7 protein-coding genes and 2 tRNA genes are annotated in these 21,616 nt (G+C 56.7%); all 9 read left to right on the top strand.

The window, feature by feature from the left end; all coding sequences use genetic code 11:
- The first annotated feature begins 194 nt into the window (after window positions 1–194).
- The 9 genes from ACTQ1S_RS05630 to ACTQ1S_RS05590 all read left to right on the top strand — a co-directional run bounded on the left by ACTQ1S_RS05630 (window position 195) and on the right by ACTQ1S_RS05590 (window position 21,373).
- Window positions 195–1,127, top strand: coding sequence for a 1-phosphofructokinase family hexose kinase (locus ACTQ1S_RS05630; RefSeq protein WP_427717343.1), 933 nt, complete (start codon window positions 195–197; stop codon window positions 1,125–1,127).
- Between the two features lie 192 nt (window positions 1,128–1,319).
- Window positions 1,320–2,714: a CCA tRNA nucleotidyltransferase gene (locus ACTQ1S_RS05625; protein ID WP_441547261.1), complete on the top strand. Its 1,395-nt coding sequence runs from the start codon at window positions 1,320–1,322 to the stop codon at window positions 2,712–2,714.
- 227 nt (window positions 2,715–2,941) lie between these two features.
- Window positions 2,942–3,018: transfer RNA gene (locus ACTQ1S_RS05620), tRNA-Glu, on the top strand.
- Window positions 3,019–3,040: 22 nt separating this feature from the next.
- Window positions 3,041–3,117 (top strand) — tRNA-Glu (locus ACTQ1S_RS05615).
- A gap of 151 nt (window positions 3,118–3,268) precedes the next feature.
- Complete coding sequence (locus tag ACTQ1S_RS05610; protein ID WP_427793548.1) at window positions 3,269–4,561, top strand: lysylphosphatidylglycerol synthase transmembrane domain-containing protein; 1,293 nt, start codon at window positions 3,269–3,271, stop codon at window positions 4,559–4,561.
- A 136-nt stretch (window positions 4,562–4,697) separates the two neighbouring features.
- Entirely contained in the window at window positions 4,698–5,309 is a 612-nt protein-coding gene (locus ACTQ1S_RS05605) for a TetR/AcrR family transcriptional regulator (protein WP_441547260.1), read from the top strand.
- A 206-nt stretch (window positions 5,310–5,515) separates the two neighbouring features.
- Window positions 5,516–7,165: a sensor domain-containing diguanylate cyclase gene (locus tag ACTQ1S_RS05600; protein WP_441547259.1), complete on the top strand. Its 1,650-nt coding sequence runs from the start codon at window positions 5,516–5,518 to the stop codon at window positions 7,163–7,165.
- 246 nt (window positions 7,166–7,411) lie between these two features.
- Complete coding sequence (locus ACTQ1S_RS05595) at window positions 7,412–11,539, top strand: Cna B-type domain-containing protein (RefSeq protein WP_441547258.1); 4,128 nt, start codon at window positions 7,412–7,414, stop codon at window positions 11,537–11,539.
- Between the two features lie 60 nt (window positions 11,540–11,599).
- On the top strand, window positions 11,600–21,373 hold the full coding sequence (locus ACTQ1S_RS05590) for a SpaA isopeptide-forming pilin-related protein (protein WP_441547257.1): 9,774 nt from the start codon (window positions 11,600–11,602) through the stop codon (window positions 21,371–21,373).
- Window positions 21,374–21,616 lie beyond the last annotated feature (243 nt).

Here is a 21,616-nt window from a genome sequence, read left to right as displayed (position 1 = left end):
CCCGGTTTAGGCTGGGGCGCTTATTTGTAAATTGCAAATGAGCTTCAGGGCAACCATTCCTGATATTTTTGCCCCGCCTTGCTGCTTTTCTGGCGACCTGCACGCGTTCTACACCGTTCGCCGAGTTGCTATGGTCTTTTCACAAGGTGTGGAATATACTTTCATTATCACGTTGCTTTGTGAAAGGAACATTCATGATTTACACGCTCACTGCAAATCCCGCCATTGATTACAACATTTCCTGCGACGGACTTTCCGCCAACACCGTCACCCGCACGCGCAACGCGGTCTATACGCCCAATGGCAAAGGTCTCAACGTCTCGTTCACCCTCGATCACTATGGTGTCGACACCACGATCCTGGGCTTTTTTGCCGGCTTCTCAGGCGAGTATATCGTCAAGGGCGCCGAGGCCCTGGGTGTGCCCGTCAAGCCCGTGTGGACTGACGGCATCACGCGCGTCAACGTTTTCCTCAACGCCGGTCCCGATACCGAGTACAACATGGTCAATGCAGGCGCTGCCATCAATGCTGCCAACGAGCAGGAGATGTTTGAGCTCATCGACTCGCTCGACGACATGACCTGCCTGGTCATTAGCGGCTCGCTGCCCCCCAACACCTCCGAGGGTTTCCTGGCCGAGGTTCTTCGCCGTGTTAAGGCAAAGGGTGCCGAGTTCGTGCTCGATATTTCGAGCCATCAGCTGGCCGATCTCATTGCCATGGAGCCGTTGCTCATTAAGCCCAACGACGACGAGCTGCTCGACATCTTTGGCATTAAGGTGAGCGGTGGCGACGACGAGTCCGTTAAGTGCGCTATGGCTGAGCTGCACGCCAAGGGCGCTAAGAATGTGCTGCTGACCCTTGGTGGCGACGGCGCGTACTTCTCCAACGGCGAGCACATTTGGTTTGCCAAACGTACCTTTGAGGTCAAGCTGCTCTCGACGGTCTGCGCCGGCGATTCCTCGCTTGCCGCCTTCCTGTCCGTGTGGCACGATGCCCCCGAGTGCGTCGAGGACGCCCTGCGCCTCTCGATGGCAACCGGTGCCAACGTGGTCGAGTGCCCTGGTTTGGGCGATTTTGCCAAGGTGGACGAATATAAGAAGCACATCGACGTTCGCCAGGTCTGCTAACCGTTTAGACATATCGTTGCCGAACACCCGCTTTGGATCTCCGAGGCGGGTGTTTTTATCTGTTGGCCGCATGGGCTCTACTGTCTCGTTCGCGCGAATCGACGATGTGATTTCATGTGCGCTCACGCTTGTTTCTTGCTAGACTGCTTGAGAACCATCGTTTAACGCTCGCAAGCGTAGGAGGCCATAGGTATGTGTAATGTTTCGCTCAACGGTACGCAGCCCACAGATGCCTCCCTGCGTGTGCTACGTGCGCTTGAGGACGCCGGTCTCGAGGCCTGGTTCGTAGGCGGTTGGGTGCGTGACGCCCTGATGGGACGTCCCAGCCACGATGTTGACATGTGCTGTAGCGGCCTGTGGCAAGAGTCCAAGGCGGCGCTCGAGGCAGCCGGCATTGCGGTAGTTGAGTCGGGCATAAAATTTGGCGGCATTACCGCCCTTTGTGACGATGAGCGTATTGAGGTCACGACGTATCGCCTGGACGGATTTTACACCGATGGTCGCCATCCCCAGAGTGTGGAGCGCGCGGCGTCGCTTGAGGACGATCTGGCACGTCGTGACTTTACCGTTAACGCCATGGCTTGGCATCCCCAGCGCGGTCTTGTCGACCGTTATGATGGCCAGGGTGACCTGCAGCGTAAGCTGATTCGTGCCGTCGGAGATCCCAAGCGTCGCTTTAACGAGGATGCGCTTCGCATGCTTCGCGCCGTGCGTTTTGCCTGCCGTCTGGATTTTATGATCGAGCCTAAGACCAAACAGGCGCTTGCCGAGTGCTCGCCGCTGCTCGATGCCGTGGCACGCGAACGCGTGGGCATTGAGCTCGAGGGGATTCTATCGACCGGTCACGGGGGAGACGCGATGCTGCGCTACCCCGAGCTTGTTTGCGCCGCCGTGCCCGAGCTTGCGCCGGCTCGTGGGTTTGACCAGCGCAGCGTCTACCACGCCTTTAATGTCTACGAGCATATCGCTCGCGTTTTGACGGTAGCGGGGGAGCTGGCGCTGTGTGACGGTGTGGCGCCTTCATCGAGCTTATTGTGGGCAGCGTTTTTGCACGATGTCTCCAAGCCCGATTGCTTTACGGTCGATCATGCGGGCAGCGGCCACTTTTACGGTCATCCTGAGCTTGGTGCCAAGAAAGCGCGCGCTATTATGGATCGCTTGGCGCTTTCGCACGATTTGGTTCGCGACGTGTGTCTGCTTGTCAGGTATCACGATAAGCCGTTGCGCCCCGAGCGCTCCTGTTTGCTCAATATGATGCGCTCGCTTTCGGGTGAGGGCGTCGACACGCCGCGTTTGATTGACGAGCTTATGGACCTTAAGCGTGCCGATACGCTGGGTAAGGCACCGTCGTGCTTCTATTACGTCGAGACGATCGAGGAGATGCGTTCGCTCGCACACGAACTGTTGGAAGCGGGGGAGCCCTATACGCTTAAGATGCTTGGCATCAACGGAGGGGACCTGATTCGCGCCGGCGTCAAACCGGGGCCTGAGCTGGGACAGCTTCTCAACGTTGCCCTCGACGCCGTGATCGAGAATAACGTTCCCAATACCCGCGAGGCCCTTCTGGCCCACCTCAACCTGGGGTAGCTAATTTGGGACGGGGCTTTTTTAGCTACCCCCGCTGTCAATAGGACGAACAATAGTGATTCTGACAGGGGTAGCTAAAAAAGCCCCGTCCCAAATTAGCTACCAGGTTGACCTGCTTGTTCCATAACCTCACGACAAAATTTGGGCCAATTTGGAATTTCTTCTTGCGCTCGCGTTTTTTGTCCCGTAATATATGTCCTCGCAGCACGGCAGTGCAGATGTCATGTGGCCCGTTCGTCTAGCGGTTTAGGACGCCGCCCTCTCAAGGCGGAGATCACCAGTTCGAATCTGGTACGGGCTACCACTTCTTTTCTGCTGAGGCTTATGGCCCGTTCGTCTAGCGGTTTAGGACGCCGCCCTCTCAAGGCGGAGATCACCAGTTCGAATCTGGTACGGGCTACCAAGTTTTGGATACCCGACCTTCTTTTCGAAGGGCGGGTTTTTTATTACCTGCGGGCTTGTCTGTTAATCCCATTTGCCCCATAGCTTTACGTTTTGCTTGTCTCCCATACGGGTACAATAGGCCAGATACATTGACGGTCAGAAGGAGCCTCATGACGGAGTCCTCTCAGCATACCCCAAAGCCTCAAGTCGATGTTTCGGGCGGCGATGACAACAAGAGCGCACGTCGTGGTGCCATCTTTATTGGCATTGTGCTGGTGGGCTATATTGTCTATTTGGTCGTGACCGGTCAGATGGGTCAGTTCTGGGCCGCCATGGCTAGCGTTCAGGCGCCGTGGCTCGCTGCCGCGTGCTTCTGCATGTTCTTATACTTGTTTTTTGGCATCGTGGCGTACGCGATTGCCGTATGGCTCGATCCCAATTCGCCTGTCGGCATCCGCGACCTCATTTCGGTCGAGGCGAGCGGCATCTTCTTTGGCAACCTGACGCCCATGATGATGGGCTCCACGCCTGCCCAGATTTATCGCCTGACCAAAGCCGGCCAAAATGTGGGCGAAGCGGGTGCCACGCAGTTCACCCGCTTTATCGTGTACCAGTTTGGTTTGGTGGCATGGGGTGCCATTCTGCTGCTCGCCCGCATGCCGTTTTTCGCCGAGCGCTATGGCGACATGACGCTGCTTTGCGTCTTTAGTTTTGGCGGCCACTGCTGCATTCTTCTCGGCATCTTTGCCGTGGCGTTGATGCCCAAGACCGTCACGCGCGTCGCACATTGTATTATCAATTGGCTCGAGCGCATGGGCGTTTCCGCTACTAAGATCGAGGGCTGGCGCACCTTTGTCGATGGCGAGATCTACTCGTTCTCCGAGAAATTCAAACTCTCTGCCGGCCATTTTTCGTCCATGCTGCTCACGGTCGTCATCACCATGTTGCAGCTGGCGTTTTTCTACCTGGTTCCGTATTTTTTGATGCTTGCCTTTGGTCAGTACGACGTTGACTTTTTCTCGGTCATGGCGGCGAGTGCTTTTGTACAGCTGTTGAGTTCCGCCGTCCCGCTGCCTGGTGGCACCGGTGGTGCCGAGGGCGGCTTCGCGCTGTTCCTGGGTCACTTTTTTGGCACGGCAGCGACTGCCGGCTATCTGCTTTGGCGTCTGATCACCTTTATCGCGCCGACCATTTTGGCCGCCCCTCTTTTGGGCCTTAAGAGCGCTCATAACGAGAGTATCCATGCGCGCTGGGACCGTATGATGTGCAAGCTCGGGCGCACTCCTCAGAAGCCTTCTGCGTCCGTTAAGGCACATCCAGCCTCTCAGGTTACCGTGGACCCCAATCAGCATGCTCAAAAGACTGCTGTGGCCTCTAAACCGGCACGGAAGACCTATGTTCGTCAGACTGGCGACGGTATCCGCGTTTCCCCTGCGGCGCTCAATAAAAAGAAGCGGCCCTAGAGCCCAGTTGGTGAGTCGTGCGTTCTTAATGATGGTCGTCATTGCGATGCTAGATGTAGGATAATCCTCTTACGTTGATTATCTCCCACTTGTACAGGAGCTATAGGTGGGCAGTTGACATGAAGGGGACACGTCTATGGCCACCACTAAACCGCGCCTTGACCGCCGCATCGTTCGCAGTCGCAATGCGATTCTTTCGGCATTCGAGCGACTGCTGATGGAAAAGCCCCTCGCCGATATTACGGTGAGCGCCATCGCGCGCGAGGCAAATGTCGACCGTAAGACCTTCTACGTGCACTTTGGCACGGTGGACGGCTTGCTCGATGCCATTGCCGTGGATGTGGTCGAGATGATTGTCGACTCAGTCGAGAAGACGCTTTCCTCTATGGGCGGTAACACCAACGAGCGAGCACTCGGAGCGGCGGCGACCTTCTTCAAAACCGTTAACGAGGCGCTGTGCAACAATTTGGTGCTCAATCGCCAGCTGATTGAAAACATTCCGCTCGACGACTTTATGGCTCGTCTTCGTGCGCCGCTCGAACATGAGATTGCCGAGCGCGGTCTGCTGCCCCAAGGTCTTAAGGACGAGATGTTCGATTACTACCTGGCGTTTCTGCTGTCCGGTATTATCGGTATCTATCGCACGTGGGCATTGTCCGACGGATCGGTTCCCATCGAGCGCGTCTCGGCGGTCGCCAACGACCTGACCCTGAACGGCCTGTCGAGCCTAGAGACCCGTTTGTCTTAGTGCGGTATCCCCTGGGGCTCCCTTGCCGTTTAGGTCGTCTATCCGTAGTGTGATGCTCGATTGGTTGGGATGAATCTGAGTAAATACGCCCGGCGATACCCGAAAGATCGGTATCGGTTTTCTTGAATTATTGCGGGAGAGTGATAAAACCTAATTTAGGTTGTTTTGAACCCGGTGACTATGGCCTGATTCTGATGGATATTCAGATGTTTGTTATGGACAGGCAAAGTAGCAATAAAACAGAGATTGAAAAAATACGTATGAATAATATCGTTTCCTTGTTTATGTTTAGTCGTTGTGATTATGAGAAAGTAAAACAGAATGCATGGGAAGAAAACTGGAAAGCCATGCGGCTGTATTCTGTTGTGGCGCTTGTTGCCTTTGGAGTCATAACGCTGCTGAGTGCGGTTTCTCTGAGTATCGGAAAATATAAATGGGTGTATCTGGCCTATACGTTCCTTTCTTTGCTCTATTTTTGCATTTCTCGTTGTCAACTTAGAAGCTTCTTGGGGAAAGAGTTGGTTGTATACAGCTTTTTTGCCGCGCTGCTGCTGTTTGGCATTATTACGGGAACGCTGATTACGCCGGAGGAGCTCACGGTCAACTACATTGTGTTCATGATGGTAGCGCCGCTGCTGTTTACCGCTAGAGCGGCGGTCATGAACGGGCTGATCCTGAGCAGCATGCTGCTCTATATCGGACTTGCTTTCTTTGCGCAGCATAACCCAATCCTATCCAAAAACCTCGTGAATGTTATTTTGTACGGGGTGCTGAGTATGTTTCTGACTGCCACGATGATGCGAAGCAAGCTCCAGAGAATCCTGTACCATAAGGAAATGGAAGCGTTGGAAGTCGGCAAGCGCGAATCGCAGGAACGACTCCTGAATTACGAGAGATTCCTCACGGACATGGTTCGGTATGCCGCTTCAGAAGCAACTCCGGACAAAGTGCTGAATCAACTGGTGGAGTATATCGGACAGCGTGTGACCGCCGATCGAGCGTACATCTTTGAACAGAATGACCGCGGAACGTTTGACAACACCTACGAGTGGTGCAAAGCGGGCGTACCCAAAGAAAAAGATAACCTGCAGGATGTGCCGTATGAAGGCATCATTGAAACATGGTTTGCACAATATCAAGAATCCAACAATGCCATCATCCATGACATTGAAGAATGCAAAAAAACAAGCGAAGCCATCTATGAACGGCTGAAACCTCAGGGTGTCAATACCTTTGTGACAGGGCCAATCAAAATCAACGGCAAGATGGTCGGATTCTACGGTGTGGACAATCCTCCCAAAGAAAAACTGCATGAGATCTCGAATGAGATGGATATGATCGAGTTTATGGTCTCTTTTATGATAAGACTGCGCGATAATGCGAATGCACTGGAGCACAGTGCGTTATATGACCAGCTCACAGATTGTAAAAACAGAAAAGCACTGGATTGGGCGTACACAGAAAAGCTGGAGAAGTACTTTCCCCTGGCGGTTGTCATGTGCGACCTAAATGGCCTAAAGGAAATAAATGACCAAAAGGGACATGACGCCGGTGATAAAGCCATTGTGCAGACCGCACAGACGCTGAAATCTGTGTTCGGAAAGCGTCATGTGTATCGGCTTGGCGGAGATGAGTTCATTGCGGTTCTGCCAAACATCACACATCCGGCGTTTCAGAAACTACTGGAAACGGCAAAAAGCCAACTGGGGGCTACCGCGTCCCTCGGTACGACGATAAGCGGCACAAAGGACACGAATTTTGAGTCGCTTCTGAAAGCCGCAGATGCGCAAATGTATGAAAACAAGAAGCAATACTACATCTCGGCAGGGAATGATCGGAGAAAACACAGCTTGTGAGAGGGAAAAGCTGCGTATATAAACGTAAAACTGCATGGTATTTCACGACTTTGACCGCACAGGGCAGCACGGTTCGTGATGTCGCTTTCAAGCAGATGGATGTTGCATTTAATCAGTCTGAAAATGCCCAGACAAGCATTTCGCCTGGGCAAATAGTGCTCCGCCTTTCTTTAATCCTATTTTTCTCCGGTTGTTGTTTCGCTAAGATATAAGGCTTAGGGACACTAATACCGAAAGTAGGTTGGGATGAGGCAGATTAAGCGTGCTGTGGCTTTTGCCCTCAGCTTTATCATGTGCGTCGAGGCCCTTTTGGGTAACGGCGTTGCCAGCGCGGTTGCCCTTACGCTTGAGGACGCCCAGTCGTGGCAGGACATTGTCCAACCGTTTACCGAGACCGATGCGGCGGGGGAGTCGGATGACAAGACCGGCTCGGACGCCGCATCGGGCGTCTCGTCGAGCGATAGTTCGGATGAGGCTAGCGCGAGTGCTTCGAACGACGACAAGTCTGACTCAAACACTTCCAACAACACCACCGCCTCCAACGAGGACACTTCTGGCAACCAGGATGCCGTTGACGTGGTCCCGCGCGACTGGTCGCACGATGCCAGCGCGCTCACGGTATCCTCCGAGGGCCTTGCCTTTGACAAGCGCCTGGGAGAGCTTGCTGGAGCAGGCCCCATCGAGGAAATTCCTGTGCAGCTGCCTGCCTCGCTCAACATCAAGTGTGTTCTCAACACGGCGCTGCTTGAAGGCGACACCTTTACCGTCGATCTTCCCGCCGGGCTCACTTTCGACCTCGATTCGGCCAAGCTCCAGGACCATGATGGCATCAAGCGCATTGCCCTCTATCGCTTGGACGCTGAGGGCAATACCACGCGCATCCGCCTTGGGTATGCACAGCTCACTGCCTCTAAGCTTACTGTGGCTTTCGCTACTCCGCATGACGAGCAGACCGATGCCGACCTTTCCTTTGAGGCTCAAGAGTCCTTTGCCGTCGATGCCGATGTACTGCTCGATTCCGCGCTCCTTAAAGACGAGGAGTCAACGCTTGACTGGGCGATACAACAGACGCAGACCGAGGGCGTGCGCACTTGCGAGCTCACTATTCCCGCGCGCTCCCATGTTGAGGGGCTTCTTGGGATTGATAGGGCCGATGCTTCCTCAACGGTTGCCGTCACTGTGGCGGGCACCTCCCAGGATCCGGTTTCTGCGGTGACTCCTGTGGATTCTTACGGCAGCAAGATCACGTTCACCACGTTTTGGGCCGATAACAACAACGTCAACCGCCCGTCCGCGGAGGCTCTCCAGAATCGAAACGAATACCGTGTGTTCTATTCTCTTGATGGCGGTAAGACCTATGTGGCGCTCACCAAGGACGGAGATAACCTGTCCGATGAAGCGGCCGCGCAGCTCGGATTTACCCAGGAGACCCTCGATGCCGCCAAGACCGATGGCCACTTGGTAAGCGTTGCAGCGTCCACGGTCTCCGAATACGAGGCGTCTGTGGTACTCGCAGGCAAGCTTCCCGCCAAGGTCGTGACGCGAACGGACGACGGCACGGCGCAAGAACAGCCCATCACGTATGCAATTTCCCACGTGACGGCGGGCGGTGGGGCCGTGGAAGTCAAAACTGGCTCGACGCTCTATCCTAACTCCAACGCCGACCCTTCGCAGAGCTCTGAGTCTGGCGACTACATCGTGCCCGACTCCTCCATGCTGAGTGACCGTACGGACTATGTGGAGCCCTATGCCAAAGAATGTCTGATGATGCTCAAAAGCGTTAGCTTCAACGTCGATGTCCACATCGGCAACGATATGGTGGATTACAACCTTTCGGGCGATAATGGCTGGTATTCGAGATGGGGTAAGTACCTGACCCTTACGGCTGCGCGGCATATGGGTGCGTCTGACGACAAGGATGTAAGCAATATCAACGGGGACGGTCTTCTGCAGCTCATCGAACGCGAGCTCTTTAGTGTTACCTGGAATGACAATGCTTCCAACAACTATGTTATAAGCGGTCGCATGCCGGCCTACCATCCATCCGGCGTGTCGATGAAGTACCGCCTGATCCAGCAGACAATAGATAACTCCGGCACCTCCGGCTATCGCGATGCCTACGAGGTCTCCTACGACAACAAGGCCGTTCCCGACTATGCGAGCGATATCTCCGCGTGCTACAGCGGCGGTACTATGACGGTGCGCCATACGGGCACCACGCGGTTTGAGGCTACCAAGGTCTGGCTCGACGACTACGCGCCCGGTTCGACCGATTCCAATGGCAACGAGATTTCGCGCCCTGCGGCCACCTATACCCTGTGGCGCTATTCCGCAAGGCCCGGCAACGATGCGCGGAGCGCGGCGCAGGTGGTCGTGATGACGGGTGATCGCAAAGGCGAGTTCGTAAAGCTCGAGGTCACGGCCGAGCAGAATAATAAGCTGGGCGCGAGCTACAACAGTGAAGACGGTTCCATCAACAACGCTAAGATGGACCTTGGGAAGATGCTGCTCGATAAGTACGGCACCGATGGCTTCACGCAGCTTGCCAAGTACGATCCCGAGGGCTACCCCTATATCTACCAGCTCCGCGAGTCGAACCTCGCGGGTTATGAGCATGTGTTCGGCACGGTCGACAACGAGGGCAACACGTCGGGCGATCTCGGTCCCAACTATTTCAGTGCAAGCGATGCAAACACCGAGTATTTGCTTGATGGATGGATGCGCTCCGATTCCGACAACTTTGGCGTCTACAACGGCGGTACGCTCACCAATCGTCGTGCTGAGACCGAAACCGTTAGCGCCAAGAAGCGCTGGGATATCGGCGCCTATCAAGATCAGCTCGGTACCGTCGAGGTAAGCTTTCAGCTCCAGCGCATCCTTAAAGAGCATGCTACATACAACAACGGACGGTGGTTCTCTAAGGAAGATCCCATGTATGGAGCTGATGGCTCGCTTATCGGCACCTATACCTGGAACGACGTCGCTGACGGTCGCGTCACGCTTAACGGCTGGAGCGCCGAGAATTCTGAGCAGTCCTTCTTGAAGAGCGGTCTGCCTCGATATGACGAGCAGGGCAACGAGTACGTTTACCGCTGGCAAGAGGTTGAGGTGCTGGACACGCAGGATCCTGACCGGTTCTCTGCCTTGCCTACCACACCGGACGGCCCGTTTGAGTTTTTTGGCACGTTTACTGATGCTAACGGCAACCAGAATCTCCTTTCCTTTAATGGCAAATATGATGCTAAGGAGAAATGCCTTGTCAACAGCTACGTGGATACAGTTGATGCGACCGTTGATAAGTATTGGCAGGCCCTTGATGCCGATGACAATCCTATTTGGACACAGGATGCCAAACAATGTGGTAATGGCGTTGCTCCAAAGGTAACGGTCAAGGTAATCCGCAACGATTCGCTGCTTACAACGATTGAGCTGGACGGTCGCGTTGATCCCACGCCCAATCTTCAGACGATTCCTGGCTCTTCCTGGGAGCTTGGCTGGTGGGAGACGAGTCCTTGGCATGTTGAGTTTATCCGTCTACCCAAATATGACGACAACGGGTCTAAGTACGACTACCTCTTTCTTGAGGAATCGGTGGATGGCTTTAACCTAGACCATACGGTTCGCGGTATCGACCCCGAGTCTCGCAATATCTATACCAAGTTTTATAACCGGCGCGTGATTGAAGGCAATGCCTCCAGTTCGAAATTTGCGGTCTCCAAGAAATGGCTTGATAGCGGCAACGCTGCCTCCTGCGTGCCTGTTGAGATTGGCCTGTATGCGAAGCACGATATCGTTTCTCAAAGGGATGAAAAGTTGGCCTATAGAGAGGGTGAACTGATTAATAAGGTCACTCTTAACGAAGAGAACTCTTGGTACGACGAATTAAATGTCCCAGTTGGCGGGCTTTCCAAGGATGACGTCTCTATCAGAGAGCTGTCTACGCTTAATAGCAGCGATACACCAGACGACCTAAGATATGAGGTCATCGATCGCGATACTGCTGTTCACAGGTCTACATACGGCTCTTCCGAGGAGATTGCGGCCTATCGTTCGCTGCTTAGAAATTGGCCTGAGACGGATACCTCTACTCGCATGATCTCCAAGAACCTTTCACAGGGCTTTTCGTATGAGGTTTCGTATGGGGAAAATCGCGATAAAAATTCTCTCGAGGTCACGAATCGCCGCGTTGGTTCGGTGGATATCTCTATCGATAAGACCTGGGCTGACGCTGGATCTGCTGCGAGCAAGCGCCCCAAAGCTCAGATAACAATCTCTGCGCCCGCATCGAGCTCCGAGTTTAGGTTTGTCTATGACAGTAGCCGGGAGCTGTCCGTTAGGGTTGCCGGTAAAATCGACCAGCCTCTAAAGAAATAAGATTCGGAGGGCATCTTTAGCCCGCTAACTGGGTCTGTTGAGGCCTCCGAAAACACCGATGTGATTGTTTCAGAGGATTCAAAGTCCATTACCTTTACGGTCGATGTGAACAAGGCCTCATCCTTCTTCTCCGTCGTGGGGCTTCCTAAGTACGATCTTTCCGGCGCCATCGTTGATTGGAAGGTCGAGGAGAATATCGTCAATGCCGGTGACTATCGATCCGTCGGCGGACTTTCGAGCACAGACTTCGGTTCGCCCTGGCACCAGGAAGACCAGCTCAACTATTCGTTTACTAACAAGCGTACGGGCACCAAGGACGTGACGTTCCATACCAAGTGGTTCGACCACTACGTCAAGGACGTCCTCAACCAGCGCCCTGACGTTAAGCTGGTGCTGTATCGTGCTGCTTATACGTATGACGATAACGGCAAAATCATTATAGATGACGAAGGAAATCCCGTAATCACGCTCTCGTCGGTTTCTCCTTCCGAGTACGACGGCCACTTTGAGTGGGTGTCGTCTGACCCAGACGATCGCCTGCGCAACGACACCAAGGGTGACTTTACCCAATACGCCACGTTCAAGAACCTTCCCAAGTACGACGGCAACGGTGGACAGTACGTCTATTACGCGCGTGTGGATATGAATGTCCTGGATGACACCAAGGTCGCGCTCGACTACTATGATGACGATACGGTTTCGCAGGATCCCTATACAAAGGACCCCGGCTCGTGGGATAAGGCAGATGACGAGGTTGGATCGTTTGCCGATTGCCTCCTTGCAGACAACGACCAGCAGCTCGTTTACCGTGAGGACTCGACGTTCAATTTCCATATCCACGGCTCGGTAACGGTCTCGGGTGAGAAGCTGTGGGAGAACGTCCCTGTCGGTTACTCCAAAGACGACCTGCCGGCGATTTCTATCTACGTGCAGCGCCGCCTGCTTAAGGGTTCGTACGGGGCTAACGGCAACTGGACCGATGGCGCTGCTTTGCCTTGGTCTGGCCTTGCACTGAATGTGGATGATACGCAGGCAAAGGGCTATACCGTGGCCAGCTCTAATACGGGTAAGACCGACTCTGGTCAGGAGATCCTTGACGGCAAGACTGCTGTGGCCTGGACGGACAGCCTTGAGAAAGACGGCAACAACTGGACGTTCAGCATCGGCCAGTACGGGGACAATTCCAATAGCAACGCTCTGCCGAGCGATAATAAGCTCGCGGCCTATGATGCCGAGGGACGTCGCATTGAGTACCGTGTGCGCGAGGTCATCGATGGCATTGTTGGTAAGGACGGTTGGCACCTCACGTCCGAAAGCGAACTCGAGAAGGCCTTTGACAAGGTCTACGATATTAGATATACGGACTTCTCGATCAGGAATACCTATAAGTCTAAACAGAGCAAGCTCATGCTGCACAAGGTCTTTACGGGGCGTGCCGACGTTGACACCAAGTACCCCGACTCGACGTTTAGGCTGTACCGCTACTACGTCAAGGATGATGACTCCAAGAGCGCTCTGACCTTTGTGGCTGAGCAGACGCTCAAGGGCGAGGACGTCAATCATGACACCGAGTCCGGTGCTGTCACGTTTGACAACCTCGACATCTACGCGCCCTCAGGTGCCAAGTGGAAATACGTTGCCGTTGAGGTTGTGCCCAACGGCTACACCGCCACGAGCGGCAAGGGCGAGCTTGCCGCCGATGCTTCCGGTTTTAAGTCTTCGGATGAGTGGACGACCGCCAACGGCGTGTCGCTTCCAACGGACGTGACCGGTGCCCTCTCCATGGGGCCCACCGTTGAGCTTAAAGAAGCTGGCACTGAACCCGACGTGACGTTTAAGAACGCCTATGAGCCTGCTACTGCGACGCTTAAGGGTAAAAAGATCTGGCAAGACCGTAATAACGTGTTTAGCACGCGGCCTGATTCGATCACGATCGAGTTGACGCGTAAATACCAGAACGGCACCTTGGATGAGGACCTTGATGCTGGCCTGGTCAATCTCCAGTGCGATAATCCTGATCTGGAGAACTATATCTCCTGGGACAGATCTTCTGATACAGGTTCTTGGACCTATACCATCAAGAACCTCGAAAAATGGGCCCCCGATGGTACCCTGTGGCGATATGTCGTTCGTGAGACGGCGACGCCGGATCAATATCGCATAAACGGTAACGGCGGCTCGTGCCTCTCCGATCCAGGCGTGCTCCCCAATATCACCAACGTCCTGAATGGCGAGGTTGGTTTTTCCAAGCAGTGGGATGCTCTTGATGATTGGAAGCAACGGCCGATCCAGTACTTTACGCTCCAGGCGCGAGAGGCTGGCACCGACTCTGATTGGATGGAAGCGGGCACGTTCTTTACCGCTCATGGTGTTAACGTGGGTACCGCGTCGAGCTATATAGACACGGTCAACAACATAGATACCGGCCTGACGTGCTATACGCTTTCTAATGGTTCTGGCGTTCCTAAAACGGTCGATCAGCTGACGCCAAAGGAAAATGACGGCAAGGGTCCCTACAACTTCAAAAGCCATTGGACCATGCTCCCGCTCTCTCTCGGTACCGGTTCTTCTGCGGTTAACGTTGAATATCGCGTTGTCGAAAGCCTTCTGGTCTATGAGCAGCAGCGGGAGTCTAAGGTCAAGGTCTATCTTGACTGCGATAAGAACGGAATCTACTCAGTAAGGGATAGCGGGGCGAGCATCTACCTGCCTTCTCAGACTGAAGAGCATGCATCTGGAAGCTCAACCTGGAAATCGAACATTACCAACGAGTTGAAGGGTACAACGACTTCGATAATGGTTCGCAAGACTTGGGATGATGGCGACAACGCTTGGGTAACACGTCCGGGCACGTCTTCTCCAAATGACTCCTGGGCTACGACGTTTGTCCTGCAGCGTTCCTCTGATGGCGGGGATACGTGGAAGTGGTTTACCAAGTACGGGTCCGTTGTAAGTAGCCCGTTCAACGACGACTCGGTCCTTAACGGCAACCTGCTTACGAAGGTTGTTAGAACTGCCGATACCGACGTTCCGTTTGACAATTTACCTGCTAAGGGCGTGGTGAACGGTCAGGCCGTTGAGTACCAATACCGCGCAGTGGAGCTGGTTAAGGGCAGCTATGAGGCCACGACTGTTTCGGCGGATGTTCTCGCTATAAGCGACGACCGCTCGATGCGTCTTGAGCTGGTGCCGATCTCAGAAGAAGGGGTTCAGCGCTATGTGAACACGCTGGTGACGACCACAGTTACCGGTACTAAGACTTGGAATGACTGGGGCACGGGGCTTGCTTCGACGCTTGATCCTTCTACCTGCGGTATTAAGCTCAATTTGTATCGAAAGGTTGCGGGTGGCAGCGAGGAGCTTGTCAAGGTTGCCGATGCCACTGGCGCCCTGCGTGATGCTGCGCCCACGTGGAGCAAGAATGAAGATGGCACCTGGACCTACGAGTTTACGGGATTGCCTAAGACCGACCAGAACGGCAAGGTGTATTCCTACAGTGTGAAAGAGGTCGACGGGTCCGTTGCCGGCTGGTATAACGCTCAGAATGATAATGGCTCGCTTACCAACGCTGCGACGCGCTTGACGTTTGACAAGGTCGAGGGCGGAAGCGGTACGGGCGTTGTCGCCGATACGAAGCTCAACGGCGTGACGTTTGAGATCTTCGATAACACTGGTCAGAAGGTTGCCACGTGGTCGCGCGATACGAGTGGTGCTGTCTCCGTTGGTGTCGAGAACGGTTATGGCAAGGCTGGCGCAGGTAAAAGCGCTGGCTGGATCGTGGGTTTGCCGGCAGGGGAGTACAAGGTTCACGAGGCTGCTGTTCCTGTGGGCCATGTCGCCGTCGCGGACTTTTACGTTAAGATCGCCGACAACGGCGAGGTATCGTTTGTAGGCCCGCAGGGTGACCTTAAGGTTACTGTCGATCACTTTACGGTGATCGTTCCCGATCCGGTCTATCGCTCGGCCTTTAAACTCAAGAAAACGTATGAGCATGGCGGGTCCCCCCTGCCGGTATCCGGTATGACGTTCGATCTCTACCGAGGTTCGTATAGCGCGGACGCGCAGAACGGCGGCGGTGTGAAGATCGCCGAGATCGTGACGGATGCCGATGGCAAGTGGGGCGCTGACAGCTCCGCTGAATGGCTCAACCACGATGACGCCTTTGGCGTGCTCGCCCGCTACTTTGTCAGGCAGTCCGACGGCCTGCCCGCGGGCGAGTACTACCTGGTGGAGACGGGCGAGTCCGCGCTCACCAAGAAGCCCGGCGCGGCCGGCGCGGTGACCGAGTTCACGCTTAACGCGGGCGACAGCGGTAAGACTATTTCGGTCGATGTCAAGAACGACGAGTTCAACGCGGGGTTCGCCATTGCCAAGCGCGATTGCAAGACCAATGCGGCCATTAGCGGGGCAACGTTTAAGCTGGTCTATACGCCGATGAATACGACCTCTCCCGTTGAGATCACGGGACTCAAGAGCGGCCAATCTTATGCTCTTGATGGCACGGGTACGGCGCTCGATTCGAGCAAGACGTCCTATGCCTCCGATGGTGACCTTAAAGTCTCCGGACTCAAGAAGGGCAGCTACCAGCTTGTCGAGGTCGCGCCGGCTACAGGCTATAAGGCGCCTGGCGACGGTAAGGCCGACGTGGCTACGTTTAACGTTGCGGACGACCAAAACGGCTCGTCCAACGTCCTGGCACCCAACGGCGGAGAGGCCCCGGTTGTTATCAACGAACCGTATCTGGGTAGCGTGTCGATGAACAAGGTCGACGACAACGGCACCGCCGTTCCGGGTGCAAAGTTCAAGCTGCAGCGCCGTGACGGTGATAATTGGATCGATGTTGACGGTGATGTTCTTGTGACCGTTAGCAATGGTGCCATTACGGTATCCGATCTCGCTTGGGGTACCTACCGCTTTGTGGAGGTTGCCCCCGCGGACGGTTACTACGTGGGTTCTGGCACTGTTGCAACCAATGAGATCACCATTTCTGCAAGCAATGTTGAGGACTCCGTTACTACGCCTTTGAGCTGCGGAACCGTTATCAATCATGCGCTCGGGCTTAAGATTCGCAAGGTTAACTATTCCGATGACGATTTGCCGTGCGCGCGCTTTGTCGTTAGGGGCGAGTTTGCCGATCGCACGACTTCCAAGGAGCTCGTGACCGATGTGAACGGCCTGGCCTCGCTGGGGTCTGCGCAACTGATCGTGGGTAATACCTATACCGTGACCGAGACCGAGGCCCCTGCGGGCTACAAGATCGGCGACGGCTCTGCGGCAAGCGCGTCCTACCGCTTTACCGTCAAGGCTGACGGCACCTTTGCGGCTGACGGCACCTATTCCAACACCGTGTGGTCTGCGGCGGGCACGGGCACGCTTGAGCTCACCATGAAGGACACGGCCAATGCCGTTTCGCTCTCCAAGGCCGACGCGAGCTCGCGCGTGTTTGTTTCGGGTGCGACGTTTACCGTGTATGGTAAGTTTTCCGATACGGGTGAGGATGCCAAGACGGTGCAGCCCACCAGCGGTGCGGTTACGCTGAGTGGCCTCATTGGCGGCGAGATCTACCGTATCGAAGAGTCTGTCGCACCGGCTGGCTACGGGCGCCTGAGCTCCAGCCTGTACGTCAAGTTTGATGCTGCCGGTAGCAAGCTTTCCGTGGTGGACGCCCAAGGCAACGCGCTCGAGAGTGTTCCGAGCGGCTGGGAAATCGCCGAAAACGAGGCGATTGCCGCGCTCGACAGCAAGACGCGTTTGAGCTTTAACAAGGTTGACGCCGCGGGTAACGGTACCGGTGTCTCGAATTCGCTTAACGGCGTTACGCTTGAGCTGTTGAAGGGCTCTAGCGTTGTTGCAAGCTGGTCTCGTGATGAGAACGGAAACGTGAGCGTTTCCGTTAAGAGCGGTTATTGCGAGGCCGGCAGCGATGCCGATGCTGGTGTAATCTTTGGCTTGCCCGCCGGTGTCTATACGGTGCGCGAGTCCCGTGTGCCTGCTGGGCACCTTGCCGTTAGCGACTTTAAGGTCAACATCGATGACGAGGGCAAGGTCTCTTTGGTGGACGCTCCCGAGGGCGTCTCGCTTGACGATCACGGTGTGACCGTCACGGTGGCCGACCCGCTCTACCGCTCCGCCTTCTCGCTGGAGAAGGTCTACAGGCACGGTTCCTCCGAGCTGCCGGTTGCGGGCATGAGCTTTGAGCTTTATCGCGGTGCGTACTATTCCTCCGCTGCCAACGGCGGCGGCATCAAGATCGCCGACATTAGGACGGACGCCAACGGCAAGTGGTCTGCCGATGGCTCCGTTCCGTGGATGAACCGCGAGAACGCCTTTGGCGTGCTCGCCGGCTACTTTGTCAGGCAGTCCGACGGCCTGCCCGCGGGCGAGTACTACCTGGTCGAGACGGGCGAGTCCGCGCTCACCAAGAAGCCCGATGGGGCCGGGGCGGTGACCGAGTTCACGCTCGGCGACAACGACAGGGGCGCGGTGAAGGCCGTCAAGGTTACGAACGGCGAGTTCAACGCTCAACTCGAGATCCATAAGCAGGACGCTCTCACGCGGGCTCCCGTTAACGGCGCCGTGTTCGAGCTGCGCTACACGCCCCTGGGCTCCACTGATGCTGTGGCTATCGGCGGGCTCAAGTCCGGCTATTCGTACGCGCTTAACGCCGCGGGCACGGGCTGCCTGGCCCCCGTTCCCGCCACGCCGGGCGCGCTCAGGGTGACGGGCCTCAAGAAGGGCCATTATCAGCTTGTCGAGACCGCGCCTGCGATTGGCTATGGCTCCCTTGGGGCCGATGGCACGGTGGTGCGCGAGTTTGAGGTCCTTGGTGGCTCTGACGCTCTCGCCAACGTTATCTCCGACCCGGTTGTCGACAACGCGCCGTTGCTCGGCAGCGTCTCGATGCGCAAGGTCGATGTCGACGGCAGCGGTATCGAGTCCGCGCAGTTCAAGTTGCAGCGACTTGTCGGCGGCGACTGGACGGATGTTGCGGGCGGCCTCTATACGACCGACGCTGACGGGCGCATCACCGTGACGGGTCTCGCTTGGGGTACCTATCGCTTTGCCGAGGTCGCGCCTGCCGCAGGCTTCTACATGAGCGGCAGCGTTACCAACAAGAGCGTTACCGTTGGGGCCGATAACGTGGCGGGCTCCATCGTTTCGCCCCTCGATTGCGGCACGGTGACCAACAAGAGGCTCGGCTTCGGGCTCGTCAAGTTAAACGACGACGGCGAGCGCCTCTTGGGCGCGCACTTTACGGTGGCTGGCGCATTCTCCGACGGCTCGGCCGCGCACGATCTCGTGACCGCCGCCGACGGCACGGCTTCGCTGCCCGATGGCCTGCTCGTGGCCGGGGAGACCTATACCGTGACGGAGACCGCGGCGCCCGAGGGCTACAAGATCGGCGACGGATCCGCTGCGAGCGCCTCCGTCTCCTTCAGGGTGGGCTCCGACGGTTCCTTTACCGCCGTTGGCGATTACAAGCACGGCATCTGGTCGCTCTCCGGCACGGGCAGGCTATCGCTCGCCATGAAGGATCGGGCCAACAGCATCTCGCTCTCCAAGGCGGATGCCGCCACGCGCGATTTTGTGACGGGTGCCACCTTTACCGTCGCTGGGCGCTTCTCCGATAGCGCCGACGGCTCAAAGACCGTCAGCCCCGTGGACGGCGCCGTCGAGCTGCGCGGCCTCATCAACGGCGAGGTCTACCGTGTCGAGGAGACTGCCGCACCGGCTGGCTACGGGCGCCTGAACGCTCCGCTCTACGTGCGCTTCGACGAGCGCGGCGAGCGCCTTGTTGTGGTCGATGAGCGCGGCGCGGCGCTCTCGCGGGCCCCCGAGGGCTGGGACGTGGCTGACGGTCGTGCGATCGTCGCCAACAACGTGCGCAACCGCCTGACGTTCGATAAGGTGGAGGGCGGCTCGGGCACGGGCGCCGTTGCGGGCTCCGCCCTCAACGGTGTTGCCTTCGAGCTCTCGAGCGGCTCCGATGTGGTGGCCACGTGGACGCGGTCCGATGAAGGCGTGGTCTCCACGACCGTTGCGTCTGGCTATGGCGAGTCCGGCTCCGGCGCTGACGCGGGCTGGCTCGTGGGCCTTCCCGCCGGCACGTACCGGGTCCACGAGTCCGTGGTGCCCGCGGGCCATGTCGCCGTGGCGGACTTCACGGTCAAGATCGATGCCGAGGGCGTCGTGACGCTCGGGGGCGCGCGCGAGGGCGTCGAGCTCGACGCCTCCGCCGCCAAGATCACGGTGGCCGATCCGCTCTACCGCTCCGCCTTCTCGCTGGAGAAGGTCTACAGGCACGGTTCCTCCGAGCTGCCGGTTGCGGGCATGAGCTTTGAGCTTTATCGCGGTGCGTACTATTCCTCCGCTGCCAACGGCGGCGGCATCAAGATCGCCGACATTAGGACTGACGCCAACGGCAAGTGGTCTGCCGATGGCTCCGTTCCGTGGATGAACCGCGAGAACGCCTTTGGCATGCTCGCCGGCTACTTTGTCAGGCAGTCTGACGGCCTGCCCGCGGGCAAATACTACCTGGTGGAGACGGGCGAGTCTGCGCTCACCAAGAAGCCGGGCGCGGCCGGCGCGGTGACCGAGTTCACGCTGGATGGCAGCGTTAGGGGAACGACGAAGGCCGTCAAGGTCGAGAACGACGAGTTCAACGCGGGGCTCGCCATTGAGAAACGCGATGCCGCGACCGGATCGCCGGTCAACGGTGCGGGCTTCGAGCTCGTCTACACGCCGCTTGGCAAGACTGACTCCGTGACGATCTCCGGGCTTAAGACCGGCTGTTCATATGTGCTCGACGCGACGGGCACGCAAGTGGCGGCGCATTCCTCAAATGCGGACGGCTGCCTTAAGGTGACGGGCCTCAAGAAGGGCGGCTATCGGCTTATCGAGACGGTTTCTGCAACCGGCTATGCGCCGGTTGCGCCGGGCAGCTCGCTCGTGAGCTCGTTCGATGTGCTCGATGCTGCCAATGGGGTCGGCAACGTGCTCGTCACGGCAGACGGCTCGGCTCCCGTCGTTACCAACGAGCCGCTGCTGGGTAGCGTGTCGATGCGCAAAGTCGACGAGGGCGGACAGCCCATTGCCGGCGCAACGTTTAAGCTGCAGCTCAAGAGCGGTTCGGACTGGGTCGATGTGGGCGATGGCCGCGCAACCGATACGGATGGCTCCATCGTGGTGACGGGTCTCGCGTGGGGCACCTATCGCTTTGTCGAAGTCGCTCCCGCGGCTGGCTATTACCTCGATCGCGAGGAAGTCGCTACAAACGAACTGACCGTTACGGCAGATAATGTGGCCGGTTCCATCGAGTTACCGCTCGACTGCGGCACGGTGTCCAACAAGGCTTTTGGCCTTAAGCTGCTCAAGCGCAATGAATCCGGCGATGCGCTGCCCGGTGCGGTCTTTACTGTTGAAGGCCGGTTCGCCGACGGCTCCACTGTTGCCACGCTTGCTTGCGGCGACGATGGCATCGCCTCGCTTGGCTCGGCCCAGCTCGTGGCCGGGGAGACCTATATCGTGACGGAGACTTCGGCGCCTGCCGGTTACATGATCGGCGACGGTACCGCCGCGAGCGCATCGTTCTCCTTCTCGGTTGCCGCAGACGGATCTTGGTCCGCTGTGAACGACTACAACCGCGACATATGGTCCATGAGTGGCACGGGCACGCTTGAGCTTGCTGTGACCGATAAGGCCCATACGGTCTCGCGTTCCAAGGACGGCATGCCCGGCACGGGCGACAGTCTGTTTGCTGTCTCTGACGCACTCGCAACGCTTGGTCTCATGGCGCTTGCCATTGGCTTGCGTCGCACGCGTCGACGCAGCTAGGCGGTAATTAATTACGCCAAGGTGGGGCATACGGTTCATTACCGTATGCCCCGCCTTTCTTGTCTGATGCGTCATCCCGCGTTAGTAGCTGCTCTTCGCCGCTCGTATCCCTTTCGCCCATGATCGTGCCGCCGATCGCGTCGAAAATGTTGGTGTAAGGGTGACACCCTAGCGCTCGTTTAACGAAGAACGGCCTTCGTCCTAGAATCTGAAATCACCACAACAACAGGTTCTAGGAAAGGA

The sequence above is a fragment of the Collinsella sp. LCP21S3_D3 genome (assembly GCF_052118305.1).
In the GTDB taxonomy this organism is placed as follows: Bacteria; Actinomycetota; Coriobacteriia; order Coriobacteriales; family Coriobacteriaceae; genus Collinsella.
The sequence above is the reverse complement of the archived record's forward strand: the minus strand, read 5'-3'. Positions and strand labels throughout refer to the sequence as shown.

Excerpts from the sequence above, each read along its gene's own strand:
- ACTQ1S_RS05610 (WP_427793548.1), top strand. The coding sequence starts at position 3,269 with ATGACGGAGTCCTCTCAGCATACCCCAAAGCCTCAAGTCGATGTTTCG.
- ACTQ1S_RS05630 (WP_427717343.1), top strand. The coding sequence starts at position 195 with ATGATTTACACGCTCACTGCAAATCCCGCCATTGATTACAACATTTCC.
- ACTQ1S_RS05625 (WP_441547261.1), top strand. The coding sequence starts at position 1,320 with ATGTGTAATGTTTCGCTCAACGGTACGCAGCCCACAGATGCCTCCCTG.
- ACTQ1S_RS05600 (WP_441547259.1), top strand. The coding sequence starts at position 5,516 with ATGTTTGTTATGGACAGGCAAAGTAGCAATAAAACAGAGATTGAAAAA.
- ACTQ1S_RS05595 (WP_441547258.1), top strand. The coding sequence starts at position 7,412 with ATGAGGCAGATTAAGCGTGCTGTGGCTTTTGCCCTCAGCTTTATCATG.
- ACTQ1S_RS05605 (WP_441547260.1), top strand. The coding sequence starts at position 4,698 with ATGGCCACCACTAAACCGCGCCTTGACCGCCGCATCGTTCGCAGTCGC.